Annotated in this window: 13 protein-coding genes; 7 read left to right on the top strand and 6 right to left on the bottom strand. The window is 72.9% G+C overall.

Annotation, left to right across the window (positions count from 1 at the left end; translation table 11 throughout):
* Positions 1 to 521: 521 nt before the first annotated feature.
* Positions 522 to 1691, top strand: coding sequence for an acyltransferase family protein (locus AC0666_RS28785; protein WP_468969474.1), 1170 nt, complete (start codon positions 522 to 524; stop codon positions 1689 to 1691).
* A 658-nt stretch (positions 1692 to 2349) separates the two neighbouring features.
* Here AC0666_RS28785 and AC0666_RS28780 read toward each other — a convergent pair.
* The gene (locus tag AC0666_RS28780; RefSeq protein ID WP_468969476.1) at positions 2350 to 3846 is read right to left on the bottom strand and encodes an amidase; all 1497 of its coding nucleotides are present in this window, start codon (positions 3844 to 3846) and stop codon (positions 2350 to 2352) included.
* 1228 nt (positions 3847 to 5074) lie between these two features.
* Here AC0666_RS28780 and AC0666_RS28775 point away from each other — a divergent pair.
* The 6 genes from AC0666_RS28775 (at position 5075) to AC0666_RS28750 (ending at position 12295) form a co-directional block, all read left to right on the top strand.
* On the top strand, positions 5075 to 6133 hold the full coding sequence (locus AC0666_RS28775; protein WP_478708627.1) for a LacI family DNA-binding transcriptional regulator: 1059 nt from the start codon (positions 5075 to 5077) through the stop codon (positions 6131 to 6133).
* 257 nt (positions 6134 to 6390) lie between these two features.
* Positions 6391 to 7590 (top strand): thiolase family protein, encoded by a 1200-nt coding sequence (locus AC0666_RS28770; RefSeq protein ID WP_478708626.1) that lies wholly within the window; start codon positions 6391 to 6393, stop codon positions 7588 to 7590.
* A 233-nt stretch (positions 7591 to 7823) separates the two neighbouring features.
* Positions 7824 to 9263, top strand: coding sequence for an aldehyde dehydrogenase family protein (locus tag AC0666_RS28765; protein WP_478708625.1), 1440 nt, complete (start codon positions 7824 to 7826; stop codon positions 9261 to 9263).
* A 227-nt stretch (positions 9264 to 9490) separates the two neighbouring features.
* On the top strand, positions 9491 to 9895 hold the full coding sequence (locus AC0666_RS28760; protein ID WP_468969487.1) for a thioredoxin family protein: 405 nt from the start codon (positions 9491 to 9493) through the stop codon (positions 9893 to 9895).
* 81 nt (positions 9896 to 9976) lie between these two features.
* Positions 9977 to 11407 carry a dihydrolipoyl dehydrogenase family protein gene (locus AC0666_RS28755; RefSeq protein WP_468969490.1) on the top strand — a complete coding sequence of 477 codons (1431 nt, stop codon included), beginning with the start codon at positions 9977 to 9979 and terminating at the stop codon, positions 11405 to 11407.
* Positions 11408 to 11527: 120 nt separating this feature from the next.
* A complete protein-coding gene (locus AC0666_RS28750; protein ID WP_468969493.1) occupies positions 11528 to 12295 on the top strand; it encodes a metallophosphoesterase in 768 nt (255 codons plus the stop codon).
* On the opposite strand, the gene AC0666_RS28745 is transcribed toward AC0666_RS28750, so the two are convergent.
* From AC0666_RS28745 to AC0666_RS28725, 5 genes are all read right to left on the bottom strand, one after another.
* Positions 12265 to 12564, bottom strand: a complete 300-nt coding sequence (locus tag AC0666_RS28745; RefSeq protein WP_468580592.1) for a DUF2087 domain-containing protein — start codon at positions 12562 to 12564, stop codon at positions 12265 to 12267. The genes AC0666_RS28750 and AC0666_RS28745 overlap by 31 nt on opposite strands.
* Before the next feature lie 208 nt (positions 12565 to 12772).
* Positions 12773 to 13432, bottom strand: a complete 660-nt coding sequence (locus AC0666_RS28740) for a hypothetical protein (RefSeq protein WP_468580590.1) — start codon at positions 13430 to 13432, stop codon at positions 12773 to 12775.
* Positions 13429 to 13944 carry a DUF6114 domain-containing protein gene (locus tag AC0666_RS28735; RefSeq protein WP_468969497.1) on the bottom strand — a complete coding sequence of 172 codons (516 nt, stop codon included), beginning with the start codon at positions 13942 to 13944 and terminating at the stop codon, positions 13429 to 13431. The genes AC0666_RS28740 and AC0666_RS28735 overlap by 4 nt, the downstream gene beginning before the upstream one ends.
* Positions 13935 to 14492: a DUF6230 family protein gene (locus AC0666_RS28730; RefSeq protein WP_468969621.1), complete on the bottom strand. Its 558-nt coding sequence runs from the start codon at positions 14490 to 14492 to the stop codon at positions 13935 to 13937. The genes AC0666_RS28735 and AC0666_RS28730 overlap by 10 nt, the downstream gene beginning before the upstream one ends.
* A gap of 226 nt (positions 14493 to 14718) precedes the next feature.
* On the bottom strand, positions 14719 to 15486 hold the full coding sequence (locus AC0666_RS28725; RefSeq protein WP_468580587.1) for a MerR family transcriptional regulator: 768 nt from the start codon (positions 15484 to 15486) through the stop codon (positions 14719 to 14721).
* Positions 15487 to 15505 lie beyond the last annotated feature (19 nt).

The following is a 15505-nucleotide window of genomic DNA, read 5'->3' as shown; positions in this document are numbered from 1 at the left end:
CTTGACTGCCCGGCCCGCCCCGGAAAGACAACAGACTGCCGGGAAGCCCCCGGGGAATGGCCGGGGAGTCAACGTCCAGGAGCGGGCCCGTCAGCGATGCCCGGGCTGGTTCCCGTCACCGTGTCCCCATTCGGGGCCGATAGATCCCCCTTCCCGGGCCCAGGTCGGGTCAAGCCGCAGCTGACGCCAATCAGATGCCCATCCGGGCCCCGTAGGGACCACCATCGCGTCAGATCGCTACACAGTCGGTCTCGGCTTGGCGTCTGCGGCCCGTCTGGGGCCGGGAATAGGCCGCCACAGATCGCTACACAGGTGATCTTGGTTTGGCGGCCTGCGGACCGGCCTGGGCTGGGCATAGGCCGCGTACAGATCGCTACACAGCCGTCTCGGTTCGGCGGCCGGCCGCCGTCTGGGGCCAGGTGGGGGTTGGGTGCGGCTCTTGAGTGCGCCACGAGCATGCGTCGGTACAAAGAGCGGTGTAAATCCCGACCCAGGCCTCGGCCCCCGAGAACGGAAACCCCATGGCCACTGACCAAGTACTGGCCGGCTCCGCTCCGGCCGTCGAAAGCGGCGAAGCCCTTCAGCCGAAGCGGCCGCGAGTATCCCGGTTGCCCTCGCTCACCGGGTTGCGATTCCCCGCCGCGCTGGCCGTGTTCGCCCATCATGCGTTCCTTCCCATACCCCCGCTGCGGCTGCTGGCCGACGACGACACCGAGTACCGCCTGGCCGGCTGGTTCGCTCAGGCAGGCGGGCTGGGGGTGTCGTTCTTCTTCGTGCTCAGCGGGTTCGTACTGGCCTGGTCGGCGAGGGACGGTGACACGACGACGGGGTTCTGGCGACGCAGATTCGTCAAGATCTACCCGAACTACGTGGTCACCTGGGCGCTCACCATGGTGCTGTTCGCGGCCTTCTACACCCCCGCGCGCGTGGCCATCGCCAACCTGTTCATGGTTCAGGTGTGGTGGCCCGCCTACTTCACCAACTTCAGTGTCGACGCCCCGAGTTGGTCGCTGGCGGTCGAAGCCGTCTTCTACCTGTGCTTCCCGCTGCTGCTGCGGGTCTTCAAGCGCGTCGATCCCCGCAACCTGAAGTACTGGATCGCCGGGGCGATCGCAGCTGTGGTGGCGACCCCTGCGCTGGCGTACGCCCTGTTCCCGAGTACTCCGCGGGTGCCGAGCGGTCATGACACCTCGGTCTCGCAGTACTGGTTCAGCTACGTGCTGCCGCCGGTCCGGCTGGTCGACTTCGCGCTCGGCATCCTCGTGGCGCTCGCGGTGAAGCACGGCCGCTGGCGCAACATCGGCATGGTCTGGTCGACCCTGCTGCTCGTCGGTGGTTACGCACTGACCTTCCACGTGCCCTACCTCTACGGTCAGCGCGCCACGATGATCCTGCCGATCGTGCTGCTGATCGCAGCCACGGCGATCGCGGACGTCGAGGACCGCTTCACGTGGTTCCGGAGTCGCACGATGGTCTGGCTGGGTGAGATCTCCTTCGCCTTCTACCTCCTGCACTACACCGTGATGTGCTCACTGCGCTGGGCACTCGGTACCGAGATGTACTCCAATGCCGTCGGCATCTCCCTGCTGATAGGCACAGCGGTCGTCACGGTGCTGCTCTCCTGGGCGCTCTACGCCCTGGTGGAAACCCCCCTCGTACGCCGATACAGCCGCCCGCGGAGCCGCGCCTGACCCCGCAAGTCGGCCCGGGTGGCATCCCCGCCACCCGGGCCCTCCCATGCCGAGCTTCTCGTCATCCCGCTCAGTCAACCGCCCCCTGGCGAGGGAAACGTGGTAGTAGGCGCCTCCTACCAGCCCAAGACGGCCACCGGACGCACGCCGGTATCAGCTGTGTAGCGATCTGTGGCGGCTATGAGCGACCCCAGACGGCCCGCGGACGCTAAGCCGAGACCGGTTGTGTAGCGAGGCGGCCTATGGGTGACCCAGACGGCCCGCGGACGCTATGCCGAGATCGGCTGTGTAGCGATCTGACGCGATGGTGGCCCCTGCGGGTCCCCGACGCCCATCTGATTGGCGTCGTCTATGGCTTGACCCGACCTGGACTCGGCGAGGGGGATCTATCGGCCCCGAATGGTGGAACTGGCGGCGGGAGCCGGCCCGTGGATCGCTGATGGGCCCGTATGTCTGTCTGTTCCCCCGGCCATTCCTCGGGGGCTTCCCGGCAGTCTGTTGTCTTTTCGGGGCGGGCCGGGCAGTCAAGGGTGGCCGAAGGCCATCGCGAAGCGACGCGACGACGAGGAACGAGGAGGAGCGCCCTTGAAGGGCCGGACCGACACGGAAGGACAGTGGACTGACGGGACGCCCCCGAACCCCTCCGACGCCGGTCCGCTCAGACCCTGCCGCCCGAAGCCTCCGGCCCCTTCGGCTCCTCCGGCCCCCAGCCCGCCGGCCACTGCTGCTCCCACGCACCCGATGCCTCCAGTTGCGCAGCCAGGCTCAGCAGCAGGGGCTCCGAGGATTCCGGGCCCAGGAGTTGGGCGCCCAGGGGGAGGCCGGTGCGGGTGAAGCCCGTCGGGACGTTCACCCCCGGCCAGCCCAGGACGTTCCACGTCCAGGTGTACGGGCAGGCGGCGATCATCGCGCGGTCCGTGGCCATCGCCCCCAGCCCCGCCAGGGCTCCGATCCGCAGGGGTCCCGTGGCCGTCGTCGGGGTCAGCACCACATCGAAGCGGGCGAAGACCTCCCCGACCCGCCGTTGCAGGCCGGCCTCCGCGCGCCGGGACGCCTGCAGCGGCCGGCCGCTCAGTACGCGGCCCAGCCGCACCGCCTCATGCGTGCGGGGGTCCAGCATCTCGGGGTCCGCCACCCGGGACGCCCACTCCAGTACGCCCGCCGTCGCGCGGGGGACGAACGTGAGGCCCATCTGACCGTAGCGCGGATCCTCCGGCACCACCTCGTGCCCCAGCGACTCCAAGTGCCCGGCCAGTCGCTCCACTGCGGAACGCACCTCAGGATCAAGCGACTTGGGCGTCGCCGTGAACGCCATGCCGAAGGAGAGGGCGATACGCAGCCGACGCGGGGTACGGCGGGTCGCCTCAAGCGCCGAGATGGGGGCCGGGCGGTGCAGGTCGCCGGGATCCGAGCCGCTCGACGCGTCCAGCAGCAGCGCCGCGTCGGCGACCGTACGGGCCAGCACACCGTTGACCGTGAGCCCGTGGAAGGCCTCGGGCTCCGGCCAGGTGGAGATGCGCCCGCGCTGCGGTTTCACGCCGATCAGGTGCGTCCAGGCCGCCGGGATCCGTACGGAACCCGCCCCGTCCGAACCGAGCGCCGCCGGGACCAGCCCCGCGGCCACCGCGACCGCCGAACCGCCCGAGGAACCGCCGGGGGTGTAGGTCGGATTCCACGGATTGCGGGTCGCGCCGAAGGCCGTCCCCTCCGTGCACGGCCACTGCCCCAGCTCGGGCGTCTGGGTCTTGCCGACGATGACCGCGCCGGCCGCACGCAGCCTTCGTACCGCCTCGCTGTCGGCGGTCTTCGGCGGGAACGATCCCGCGCAGCCGAACGCGGTCGGTTCGCCCGCGACGTCCATGTCGTCCTTGACGGCGAGCGGGACGCCGAGCAGCGGCAGCCGCTCACCGGCGGCGAGCCGCCGGTCCGCAGCGTCGGCCTCGGCGAGCGCCGCCTCGGCCCGTACGATGCGGAAGGCGTTCAGCCGGGGCTGCGCGGCTGCGATCCGCTCCAGGGTGCGCTCCGTCAACTGACGTGCGGAGACGCTCCCCTCGGCGAGTGCGTTCACCATGCCCTGCAAGTCCCCGCACGCGTGCGAAGAAGCAGAGGAAGCCGGAGAAGCAGAAGACACAGCGGAACCTGTCGTGACCGACATCGACCCTCCCCATTACCGCTCGGTAGACCGACGGTAACGGGGCGCGCTCGTGCGCAGCTAGATCCAGCCCTGCAGAGAAGACATGCATCCGTCGAAGTCGTCCCGGTGGATGGTGTGTCCGGCGCCCGCAACCGACGCACCTCGAAGCCGCGCCCCTTGAGGACGGCCGCCCGCTCTGGGGAGATCAGGAAACCCGGGTCCGCCAGCTGCACCAGCGAGGGCACCACCGGCTCCACCGGCAGCAGGTCCGAGCCGAACAGTGGAGCGAGGCTCAAGGTGGTCGCCGCGTCCCACAAGGCACTCGCGTACGCGCGCAGCCGACGGCCGATGGGCCGGCCGACAACCGCCGGCCCACAACCGACGGCCCCCGCCCCCTCAGCGCACGCCGCGGATCGGCGCCCGGGCCGGGAGCCGCTCCTCGCGGGTGCAGCCGGTGAACAGGATCGCGGCACCCGCCACGATCGCGCCGAAAACGAGGTACCCGGTGCGCTAGCCGTCCGAGAAGGCCGCGCCGACAGTGCTCCGACGGCGGACCCGTACGGCAGGCCGAGGCCCACGGCCGTGGATGCCTTGCCGCGGGCGGAGACCGGTACCCGGTCGGGGACCACGGAGGTGATGGCGGCTTGGTAGACGTGCATGACGGCCTGGCCGAGACGCCAGGATGCACCTGGAGACCGGCCCTGGCGGCAGCCGGATGGGTCAACGTGGCCGGCCTGTCTCCGCCGGATGCACGTGCTCGACCTGGAGGGCGGGCAGGACGCCGGCGACGCGCCGATGTAGAGCGCGTACATGGCGCTGTTGCCGACGAGCAGCAGCGGCAGCAGGCGCGACAGAGGCGGACGAGGCGGCGGAGCCGCAGCCGGGGGAGGAAGGGCCACGGTGCCCTCCTGGGCGGGTTCGGGCGGACGAGGGGGTCGGGTCGGTGCGGTGCGGTGCAGGGTGGGACGGGCCGTGGGCGGTACGCGGGGGTGGTGCGCGCCGCCCGGTCGCGGCGGCGGGGTACGAGTGAACGCGACCGGGCGGCGGCACGTCCGAGCCCCGCGCGGCCGGGAATGCGAGGCATGCGGCGGCATGCGTGACGCGCCCGGCCGAACGGGTGCGACGCGCACGAGAGCCGCCATGGAAAGCGCGCGTTACTCGTGTCAATGAATCGGGTAACCGCTGTCTGACTCGATTCCGGCCATCCGCCAGACCTGGGCGGTGATCGGTCTGGAAAGATGCCTCGGCAATGTCTCAGTCATCGAAATCGCCCTCGCCGAAGCAGTCGGCCCCGGCGCCCGTCTCGGCCCCCGCCCCGGCGGCACCCCCCGTGCCGACCAGCGCCGACGTGGCCCGGCTCGCAGGCGTGTCGCGCGCGACGGTCTCGTACGTCCTGAACAACGCCGAAGCCGTACGCATCAGCGAGCCGACCCGCCGCAAGGTCCGCGAAGCCGCCGAGGAACTCGGCTACGTCCCGCATGCGGCGGCCCGCAGCCTGCGCGCGGGCCATACCCGGATCGTGCTGCTGCCCACCTCGCACGTGCCCGCGGGCCCGCTCCACAGCGCCTTCCTCAACGAGCTCCAGTGGGCGCTGCGCCGCCTCGACTACACGGTGGTCCAGTACGGCAGCCTGGGGCTCACCGGTGACGAGGCGGCCCGCGCGTGGGCCGAGCTGCGGCCCGTGGCGGTGATCTCGCTCGGCGAGACCACCCTGTCCGCGCAGAACGTGGCCACCCTCAAGCGGGCGGGGGCCCGCGCGGTGATAACGCTGGGTCCCGTCGGCGTTCCCGGAGCCCACGCCCTCGTCATGGACCAGGCCGAGGTCGGGGCCAAGGCCGCGGCGCACCTCCTCGAACGGGGTCGTCGGCGGATCGGGGTGGTGGTCCCGGAGGAGGAGGGCCTGGAGCTGTTCTCCGGACCCCGGCTGGCGGGCGCCCGCTCGGTCGCGGGCGCAGCCGTCGAGCCGCTCCCGCTCGCCTACTCGGAGGAGTCCGCCGCCGCCCTGGCCGCACGCTGGCGTTCCTCGGGGCTCGACGCGGTGTTCGCGTACAACGACGAGTACGCGATGCTGCTGATGCGAGCGCTCCTGGACGAGGGGCTGCGGGTTCCCGAGGACGTCGCCGTCATGGGCGCCGACGATCTGCTGATCGGGCGGCTGCTGCGGCCCAGGCTGAGCACCGTGCAGCTGGAGCTGCCCACCGGGGACCATCTCGCGTCGCTCGTGGACCGGGCGGTGCGCGAGCCGTCCGAGATCACCCGGCGGCACGACCTGATGGCGGCCTCGGCCGTCCGGCGCGAGTCCACATGATCGCCGCCGCTGAGGACGACGGCGGCTGGCTGTGCGCCCTCACCTGCCCCCGGCCCCGGCCTCGGCCCCGGCCTCCCTTCCTCGCCGGGATCCCTCGCCGGGACCTCCCAGGGATCCCCCCAGGAGATCGTTGACAGCCGGCGACCGCCGGACGGAGACTGCGGGCGCGCCCCATCGGGCGCGCCCGGCCTCGTACCCGGCGCCCACCACGGCACCGGCCCGTCGCCGCCCGTACGGATCCGCCCAGGAGAGCCCCCATGAGCATCCGCACCGTCCGCGACGTGTACGTCGTCGACGCCGTCCGCACCCCGATCGGCAAGTTCGGCGGCGCCCTCGCCGGAGTGCGCCCCGACGACCTTGCCGCGCATGTCGTCCGCGCGCTGGTGGACCGTACGCCCGACCTCGACCCCGCCCGCATCGACGACGTCGTCTTCGGCGATGCCAACGGCGCGGGCGAGGACAACCGGGACGTCGCCCGCATGGCCGTGCTGCTCGCCGGCCTCCCCGTGACCGTCCCCGGGGTCACCGTCAACCGGCTCTGCGGATCGGGTCTCGAAGCCGTGATCCAGGCCGCCCGGGCCATCGCCCTGGGGGACGCCTCCGTCGCCATCGCGGGCGGGGTCGAGTCGATGACGCGCGCCCCCTGGGTGGTCCAGAAGCCCGAGCGGCCCTTCCCCGCCGCCCACCAGCAGATGTGGTCGACCACGCTGGGCTGGCGGATGACCAACCCGCGCATGCCCGCCGAGTGGACCGTCTCGCTCGGTGAGGGCGCCGAGCTCATCGCCGAGAAGTACGGGATCACCCGCGAGGCGCAGGACCTGTTCGCCCTGGAGAGCCACCGCAAGGCGGCCGAGGCCTGGGCGGCCGGGCTGTACGACGACGAGGTCGTCCCGTACCCCGGGGTGGAACTCGTCCGCGACGAGTGCATCCGGGAGGGTTCCACGCCGGAGGCGCTGGCCCGCCTCAAGCCCGCCTTCCGTACGGACGGCACGGGCACGGTCACCGCCGCCAACGCCTCGCCCCTCAACGACGGTGCCGCGGCACTGCTGTTGACCGACGAGGCGGGGCTGGCGGCCACCGGCCGTGAGCCGCTCGCCCGGATCAGCGCCTCCGCGGTGACGGGCATCGAGCCGCAGCTGTTCGGGCTGGGCCCGGTCGACGCCGTGGAGGGGGCGCTCGCCAAGGCGGGCCGCAGCTTCGGCGACCTGGGCGTGCTGGAGCTCAACGAGGCCTTCGCGGCGCAGGCTTTGGGCTGCCTCGCGGCCTGGCCGGAGCTGGACCAGGCGGTGGTCAACCCGCGCGGCGGTGCCATCGCGATCGGGCACCCGCTCGGCGCCTCCGGGGCGAGGCTGGCCGGCTCGGTGGCGCACCAGCTCGCCGCGGCCGGCTCGGGCACCGGTATGGCGGCGCTGTGCATCGGTGTGGGGCAGGGCATCGCACTGGTCCTGGAGCGCTGAGCGGGCCCGGCCCCGGCCAGCACGGCAACGCGGCAGCGTAACGCGGCATCGGCGGCGCAGTACCGGCAGGGGGGTAGCGGCAGGGCGGTACCGACCGAGCGGTGTCGTCGATCGTTTCCGGTCACGACGGCCCCGTCAACTGCCCAATAACTGAACAGATGTGGTGCCTCCGGTCTGGCACGATGGCGCGTGCTGTCGCCCCCCGCCGCCCCTTCCCCCGGAGGCCCCGCGCCATGCCGCTCCTCGAACCGACGCTCTGGCAGGACGGACCCGCCCTGACCGGCGGTCCGGCCCCCGTCGTCGAACCCGCCACCGGCCGTACCCTCGCCACGCTCGACCTGGCCGCCCCCGTCGACGTGGCGGCGGCCGCCGAACGGGCCGAGGCCGCCCGGCACGACTGGGCCCGAGCCACCCACCAGGAGCGGGCCGCCGTGCTGCGCCGCGCCGGGGACCTGTTCACCGCCCACGCCGACGAGCTGCGGGAATGGCTCGTACGGGAGTCGGGGTCGATACCCGGCAAGGCCGACTTCGAGCTGCACGTCGCCGCGCAGGAGTGCTACGAGGCCGCGGCGCTGGCCTCGCGCCCGGCCGGGCAGGTGCTGGCGAGCGAGGCGCCCAGGCTGTCGTTCACGCGGCGGGTCCCGGCGGGGGTGGTGGGGGTGGTGGCCCCGTTCAACGCCCCGCTGATCCTGTCCGTCCGCTCCGTCGCCCCGGCGCTGGCCCTGGGCAACGCGGTGCTGCTCAAGCCGGATCCCCGGACCGCCGTGTGCGGCGGGCTGGCGCTCGCCGCCGTCTTCGCCGCCGCGGGCCTGCCGGGCGGGCTGCTCCAGGTGCTGCCGGGGGGCGCCGGGACGGGGGCCGCGGTGGTCGCCGATCCGCTGGTGCGGGTCGTGTCGTTCACCGGGTCCACGGCGAGCGGCCGCGCGGTCGGCGAACTGGCGGGCCGTCACCTCAAGCGCTCCCATCTGGAGTTGGGTGGGAACTCGGCCCTGGTCGTGCTCGCCGACGCCGATGTCGAGGCGGCCGTCGCACAGGCCTCCTGGGGCTCCTTCTTCCACCAGGGCCAGATCTGCATGACCGCGGGCCGGCACCTGGTGCACGCCTCCCTGTACGGGGAGTACGTGGAGCGCCTCGCCGCGCGGGCCGAGGCGCTGGTGGTGGGGGACCCGTACCGGGACCGGGTGCACCTGGGCCCGCTGATCGACCGCGGGCAGCTGGAGCGGGTCCACGCGCTGGTGGAGGCCGCCGCCGAGCAGGGCGCGAAGCTGGTCACCGGAGGCACGCACGAGGGCCTGTTCTACCGGCCGACGGTGCTGGCGGGCGTCGCCGAGGACTCGCCCGCCTACGCGGAGGAGGTCTTCGGGCCGGTGGCGCCGGTGCGGTCTTTCACGACGGAGGAGGAGGCGGTGGCGCTGGCCTCGGCGGGCCCGTACGGCCTGTCCCTCGGCATCGTGACCCGGGACGCGGCGCGCGGGCTGGACCTGGCGGGGCGGATCCCGACCGGGATCGCGCACATCAACGACCAGACGGTGAACGACGAGGCGGTGGCCCCCTTCGGCGGCGTCGGCGCCTCCGGCACCGGGGCCCGCTTCGGTGGGGAGGCGAACCTGGAGGCCTTCACGGAGCTCCGCTGGACCACGCTGCGCGCCACGCCGCCGGGACACCCGTTCTAGCTGCCGGCCGCCGCTGCCGTACGGCGGTTTCCCGCTGTGCAGAGGGGGTGGCCGGGGGCGCCGGGCCTGGTCCGCGGGGGCGCCGGGCCCGGTCCGCGGGGGCGCCGGGCCTGGTCCGCGGGGGCGCCGGGCCCGGTCCGCGGGGGCGCCGGGCGGGGGCGAACCGGAATGCCGGGGACGCCTCGGTCGTTCATGCAGCATACGAGGCAATCAGGAGGTCTGGAACCGTGGCTACAGTCGAGCTCACCAAGGAGAACTTCGACCGGACGGTCAGCGAGAACCCGTTCGTGCTGATCGATTTCTGGGCGGGCTGGTGCCGGCCCTGCCTGCAGTTCGCCCCGGTCTTCGAGAGGGCCGCGGAGGCCAATCCCGACCTGGTCTTCGGCAAGGTGGACACGGAGGCGCAGCAGGAGCTGGCGGCGGCCTTCCAGATCACCTCGATCCCGACGCTGATGATCGTCCGGGACCAGGTCGCCGTTTTCGCGCAGCCCGGCGCCCTGCCGGAGGCGGCTCTGACCGACCTCATCGGGCAGGCCCGCGCGCTCGACATGGACGAGGTGCGCGCGCAGATCGCGGCTTCGCAGAAGCCGTCGGCGGAGGGCGCGGCGGGGTCCGGCACGTCCGAGGCCTGAGCCCCGCGTCTCACGCGCGTCTCCCTGACCCCACGTAAAGTGGCGGGACATCAGCCCGCTGCCCGGTGGAAGGTGCGTCGCATGTCGGAAGCGGTGGAGTACGACGTGGTGGTCCTCGGCGGAGGACCCGCCGGCGAGAACGTCGTGGACCGTACGCGCGCCGCCGGGCTCAGTACCGCCCTGGTGGAGAGTGAGCTCATCGGCGGGGAGTGCTCGTACTGGGCCTGCGTGCCCAGCAAGGCCCTGCTGCGCCCGGTGCTGGCCCGTGCCGACGCGCGCCGGGTGCCGGGCCTGGCGGGGGCGGTGGGTGGCCCGCTCGACACGACCGCGGCGTTCGAGCACCGCGACTACTGGACCGGCAACTGGAAGGACGGCGGCCAGGTCGACTGGCTGGAGTCCATCGGAGCCCATGTCTACCGGGGCCACGGCCGCCTCTACGGAATCCGGAAGGTTGCCGTGACCAGCCCCGAGGGGGAGCACCACGTGCTCTCCGCCCGGCACGCCGTCGTCGTCGCCACCGGCAGCCGCGCCGTGGTCCCGGACCTGCCGGGGATCGCCGGGGCGCGGCCGTGGACCAGCCGCGAGGCCACCTCCGCCCGGCAGGTGCCCGGGCGGCTGCTGATCGTGGGCGGCTCGGTGGTGGCATCCGAGATGGCGAGCGCCTGGCAGGGCCTCGGTTCCCAGGTCACGGTGCTGGTGCGGGGCGGTCGGCTGCTGCCGCGGATGGAGCCCTTCGCGGGGGAGCTGGTCGCGGAGGCGCTGCGCGAGGCCGGCGCGGTGGTCCGTACGGGGGTGGCGGTCGAGGCGGTCGTACGGGACGGGTCGACCGGACCGGTGCAGGTGGTGCTGGAGGGCGGGGAGATCCTGGAAGGCGACGAGCTGCTGATGGCGACCGGGCGCTCACCGCGGACCGAGGACATCGGGCTGGACACCGTCGGACTGACGCCCGGCGACTGGATCCCGGTCGACGACGGCTGCCGGGTGGGCGGGTACGACTGGCTGTACGCGGTGGGTGACGTCAACCACCGTGCGCTGCTGACCCACCAGGGCAAGTACCAGGCCCGGATCGCGGGCGCGGCCATCGCCGCCCGCGCGGCCGGCGCCCCCTCGCTCGACGCCGGCCCCTGGGGCGCGCACGCGGCGACCGCGGACACGCGGGCCCTGCCGCAGGCGGTGTTCACGGACCCGGAGGCGGCCGCGGTGGGGCTCACCCTCGCCGAGGCGGAACGGGCCGGACACCGGGTCCGCGCCGTCGACTACGACCTGGGCAAGGTCACGGGCGCCGGCCTGTACGCCGACGGGTACCGCGGGCGGGCCCGGATGGTCGTCGACCTGGACCGCGACGTCCTCCTCGGCGCCACCTTCGTCGGGCCGGGCGCGGCCGAACTCCTGCACGCCGCCACGATCGCGGTCGCCGGTGAGGTCCCGATCGACCGGCTGTGGCATGCCGTCCCGGCCTTCCCGACGGTCAGCGAGATCTGGCTCAGGCTGCTGGAGGCGTACCGCGGTTGAGGGCGGTCGGCCCGGCGGCGCGGAGCTGCCGGCGCGGGCCACTTGTGGCGAATTGGCTCTGGCAGAGCGGCCGTAGCAGCTGCTGAATGGCGGCACCGCAGAGCAGAGGAGCCACCGACCGTGATCGTGATCGCCCATTTCACCGACACCCACTTCGACGGCGACCCGCGGGCTGCCGACCGCACCCGGGCCGTGCTGGACTACCTGGAGGGGCTGCCCTACGACCTCGATGCGGTGCTGGTGAGCGGTGACATCACCGACCACGGGAGCCCCGCCGAGTACGAGGAGGCCCGCAAGGTGCTCGTCTCCCGGCACCCGATGCTGCTGTGCCCCGGAAACCACGACGAGCGGGTGGCGTTCCGGCAGGGGTTGCTCGGGGAGGAGCGGCCTTCGGCGGCGCCGGTCGACCAGGTACTGCGCGGCGGCGGGTTCGTGCTCGCCGTGTGCGATTCGTCGGTCCCCGGCGAGCACCAGGGTCTGCTGGAGGATTCCACGCTGGCCTGGCTGGACGGCGTACTGGCGGACACCCCGCACGAGGTGCCGGTGCTGGTGGCCTTCCACCACCCGCCGGTCACGCTGCACATTCCGTATGTCGACGGGATCCGGCAGTTCGGCGAGGAGCGGCTGGCCGCGCTCGCGCAGCGCCACCCCCACCTCACCGCGTTCCTGTGCGGCCATGCGCACACCGCGGCCGCGACCACCTTCGCCGGCCGTCCGCTGCTGGTGGCCCCGGGTGTGGTCTCCACGACGCGGCTCCCCTGGGAGGCGGCGACCGGGCCCAACCCGTACGTCCACTTCGACGAGCCGCCCGTCGTCGCCTTCCATGTGCTGGGCGAGGACGGCCGGTTGACGACCCACTACCGGGTGGTGCCGACCGCCGCCCGGTAGCTGCTGCCGTCGCGCGTGCGGCTGAGGAGCCCCGAGGTGACCAGGTACCGCCGCAGGGCCGAGGTGTCCTCGTGCACCGTGCGCAGGGCGTCGTTGACCTCGGGCTCCGTGTAGCTGCGGTCCGCCTCGAAGAGCGTCCGGGCGAGGTGGGCCAGCAGTTGCTCCCGTCGGGCCGCCTTGCGCGGGATCGCGACGAGGCGGCCGCCGGAGAAGAGGTCGGCGACGCTCCGTGGGCCGCGGGGCGAGGTCTCAGCAGTCTGTGCGTCCATGCCGTGGAGCCTTCCGCACCCTCCTGCCGCGGGCAACGGGATTTTCCGGCCCGGCGCCTGGACGGTCCCGCGCCCGGCGCCGTCGGCGGCCTGGCCCGCGGCGCTGTCGGCGCCTTGTCTCACGGCGTCGGTCACGGCGCAGGCCCGCCGGTCCCGGAGTCGCTCCGGGGCCGGCGGGCCGCTTGGCAGGGCGTGGTGCGGGCCGGGGTCAGGGACCGACGGTGATCTGCTGCGCCGGGTCGGTGGTGTCCGTGACCTTGTACACGGCGTTGAAGGTCGAGGACGTCGCGCTGGTCGGGCAGCCGAAGCCGCCGGTCACGGTGACGGGTACGGAGGCGTTCGTGAAGGTCAGGCTCGGCGGGGCGCCGTTGGCCCAGCTTCCGCCGACGCTCGCCGGGCCCGAGGGCGCCGCGGTGACCGTACAGGTGGCCAGGCCGGTCGTGTGCACGACGAGCCCGCCGGTCGGGACGGTCATGGTGGCGGTGATCGGGGAGCCGTTCTGCATCGACACCGACCAGGAACCGCTGGTGGTGACGGTCGGGGTGACCCCCCAGACACTGGAGGTGCACGAGCTGTACGTCGGCGGCGAGATCGGCGAGGAGACCGGTCCCGCGGCGTTCTGGTTGCCGGGGGCGGCCGGCACGGTGCCGGTGGAGACGGAGACCGAACAGGTCACCGTGACCGAACCGGCCTTGAGCGTGGCCTTCCCGCTGAGGGTGGCCTGGAAGGCGTGCCCGGCCGGGGTGACCGTGGTCGACCCGGCCAGCGGTGAGGGCGTGGCGGTGGCGGGGGCGGTGGCCGAGGCCACCGACAGCGCTGCTGCTGCGGCTGTCCCGAGGGCGAGCGCGGTGCGTCGTGTGCGGCTCATGGCTGTGCTCCTTGGGGATCGGGGGACGAAGTGGAGCGGGTGGGGGCGGGGCTCGGCGCGGGGGGTTCGGATGCGGAGCTCGTGGGGGTATCGGACGCGGGGGTCCCGGGCTCGGGTGTTTCGGACGCGGGGGTCTTGGCCGCGGGGGAGCGGCGCGGGGCGGCGTACGGCTGCCAGGCGAAGATCAGTCCGCCGCCGAGGATCCCGAGCAGGGTGCCGATCAGGAAGCCGCCGAGGTTCGAAAGCACCAGGGCGGCGGTGGCGATGAGCGTGGTGAGGACGCCGGCGAGACCGCGCTGTGCGGGCGAGAACCAGGCCGTGAGCCCGAGCACGATCAGCACGATGCCCATCAGGACGGACGGGATGCCCGCCACTCCCTGCTGGAGCATCACTTTCAGCGGTGCGAGCGGCAGGGCGCAGATCTCGGCGCCGGCGAGGATCGCGAGGAGACCGCCCCAGAACGGCCTGCCCCGCCTCCACCGCCGCCAGCGCCGCCAAGCGCTCAGAAGCATTCCTTCTTGCCCTTGCTGATGCCCATGCTGAGGCCGGAGAGCTTGAAGGTGCCCGCGTTGGTCGCCCAGGCCGTCTGCCGGAGGTCGGTGATGCTGACGGTGTCGGCCTGCTGGGCGAACAGGTCCTGCATGCCCTGTGCTTCCGCCGGCCCCTTGTCGAGGGTGGAGGCGTCCCGGCCGATCTCGATGTTGGTGAAGACCGCGTTGCCGGAGAGCTGGGTGGCGTCCACGAACAGGTTGTTGGCCTCGACCGGGGTGTTCTTGCCCGCGGTGAGGTTGAGCGAGATGTCGCCGACGACGGGGAGAGTCGTCACCACCGACTGGCAGAGGCTGTGGAGCTTGGCCTCCTTGATCGCGGTGACCGCGACGGGGATCAGCTCCTCGCGGGCGTTGACGTCGATGCTGCCGTACTGGGCGAAGCCCTCTCCCTCCAGGCTGGCCGCGGACACCTTGAACTGCTGGCCCGAGACGGCGAAGGAGGCGGCGAGGGCGCCCTGCGCGAGGGCGATGCCGAGGCCTGCGGTGACGGCGACGGCGGGAAGGGTCAGGAGGGCGAAACGACGCCAGCGGACACGCCCGCCGCCGGTGTCCTCGTCTGCGCCGGCGGCTGTGCCGGCCGAGCTGGAAACGTCCGATAAGTGCGGGGAATCTGCCATGAGATCGTCCCTTATTCCGGCTGTGAACCGTTGTTACCGACGAGTTGAATGTAAGAGTGCCAATGGGGGTTGGCAAGGTTGTTCGAGCGCACCTTTTCGGCCGACTCCTACTGGTCGGTCACTGCTCCCGGTGCAGCAGGGCGGTGACTTCGGCCTCCACTCGCCGGGCCATCGCCCGCGCGAACTCGGCGGTCACGACCTCGCCCGCGACCGGTCGCAGCGCTGCCACCGCGCCCGTGATGTGATCCAGTTGGGTGGCCGAAAGCACCTCCAAGCCGCCCGCACCGATCACATGCCGCCGGAACAGTCCGACGAACCGGTCGGCCACCGCCGCCGCCTGCGTCTGGACGAAGTCCCCCGCGTCCAGGATCTCCGTCAGCGGTACGCCCTGCCGCACGAGGGCGAGCGTCGCCTCCAGCAGCCGCCGGCTGCGGTGCGTGACCCGGTCGCCGTCGATGCGTACGTAGCCCAACTCGGCCGCTCGCCGGGTGTGTTCGGCCGTCGCACCCGGACCGAACAGCTCGCGCAGCTCGGCCAGGGTCATGGTGACCGGCTCCTCCTGCACCCAGTCGCGGGTCATCGCCCGTTCCAGGCCCAGCAGTTGGGACAGCCCGCCGCCCGCCTCCCAGGCGTGCAGCAGCTCGGAGATGCCGTTGACGGAGTAACCGCGTCCGAGCAGGTCGCTGATCAACCGCAACCGGGTCAGGTGGTCCTCGGAGTACCAGGCGATCCGGCCCTCCCGGCGCGGCGCGGGCAGCAGCCCGCGCTCCTGGTAGTAGCGCAGGTTGCGCACCTTGACACCGGCCGCACGGGCCAGCTCCTCGCGGCGGTAGCGGACGACTCCGCTGCCGCCGCCGTCCGCGTCCTTGTCCACCTGGCTGCTCACGCGGCCGAGTTTAGGACGT

The sequence above is a fragment of the Streptomyces sp. NPDC043680 genome (assembly GCF_056436685.1).
Note: the sequence above shows the minus strand (reverse complement) of the source record. Positions and strands in the feature narration are given on the sequence as shown.

Bases quoted from the DNA above. Each gene is read 5' to 3' on its own strand.
- AC0666_RS28785 (WP_468969474.1), top strand. From the start codon at position 522: ATGGCCACTGACCAAGTACTGGCCGGCTCCGCTCCGGCCGTCGAAAGC.
- AC0666_RS28780 (WP_468969476.1), bottom strand. From the start codon at position 3,846: ATGTCGGTCACGACAGGTTCCGCTGTGTCTTCTGCTTCTCCGGCTTCC.
- AC0666_RS28775 (WP_478708627.1), top strand. From the start codon at position 5,075: ATGTCTCAGTCATCGAAATCGCCCTCGCCGAAGCAGTCGGCCCCGGCG.
- AC0666_RS28770 (WP_478708626.1), top strand. From the start codon at position 6,391: ATGAGCATCCGCACCGTCCGCGACGTGTACGTCGTCGACGCCGTCCGC.
- AC0666_RS28765 (WP_478708625.1), top strand. From the start codon at position 7,824: ATGCCGCTCCTCGAACCGACGCTCTGGCAGGACGGACCCGCCCTGACC.
- AC0666_RS28755 (WP_468969490.1), top strand. From the start codon at position 9,977: ATGTCGGAAGCGGTGGAGTACGACGTGGTGGTCCTCGGCGGAGGACCC.
- AC0666_RS28745 (WP_468580592.1), bottom strand. From the start codon at position 12,564: ATGGACGCACAGACTGCTGAGACCTCGCCCCGCGGCCCACGGAGCGTC.
- AC0666_RS28740 (WP_468580590.1), bottom strand. From the start codon at position 13,432: ATGAGCCGCACACGACGCACCGCGCTCGCCCTCGGGACAGCCGCAGCA.
- AC0666_RS28735 (WP_468969497.1), bottom strand. From the start codon at position 13,944: ATGCTTCTGAGCGCTTGGCGGCGCTGGCGGCGGTGGAGGCGGGGCAGG.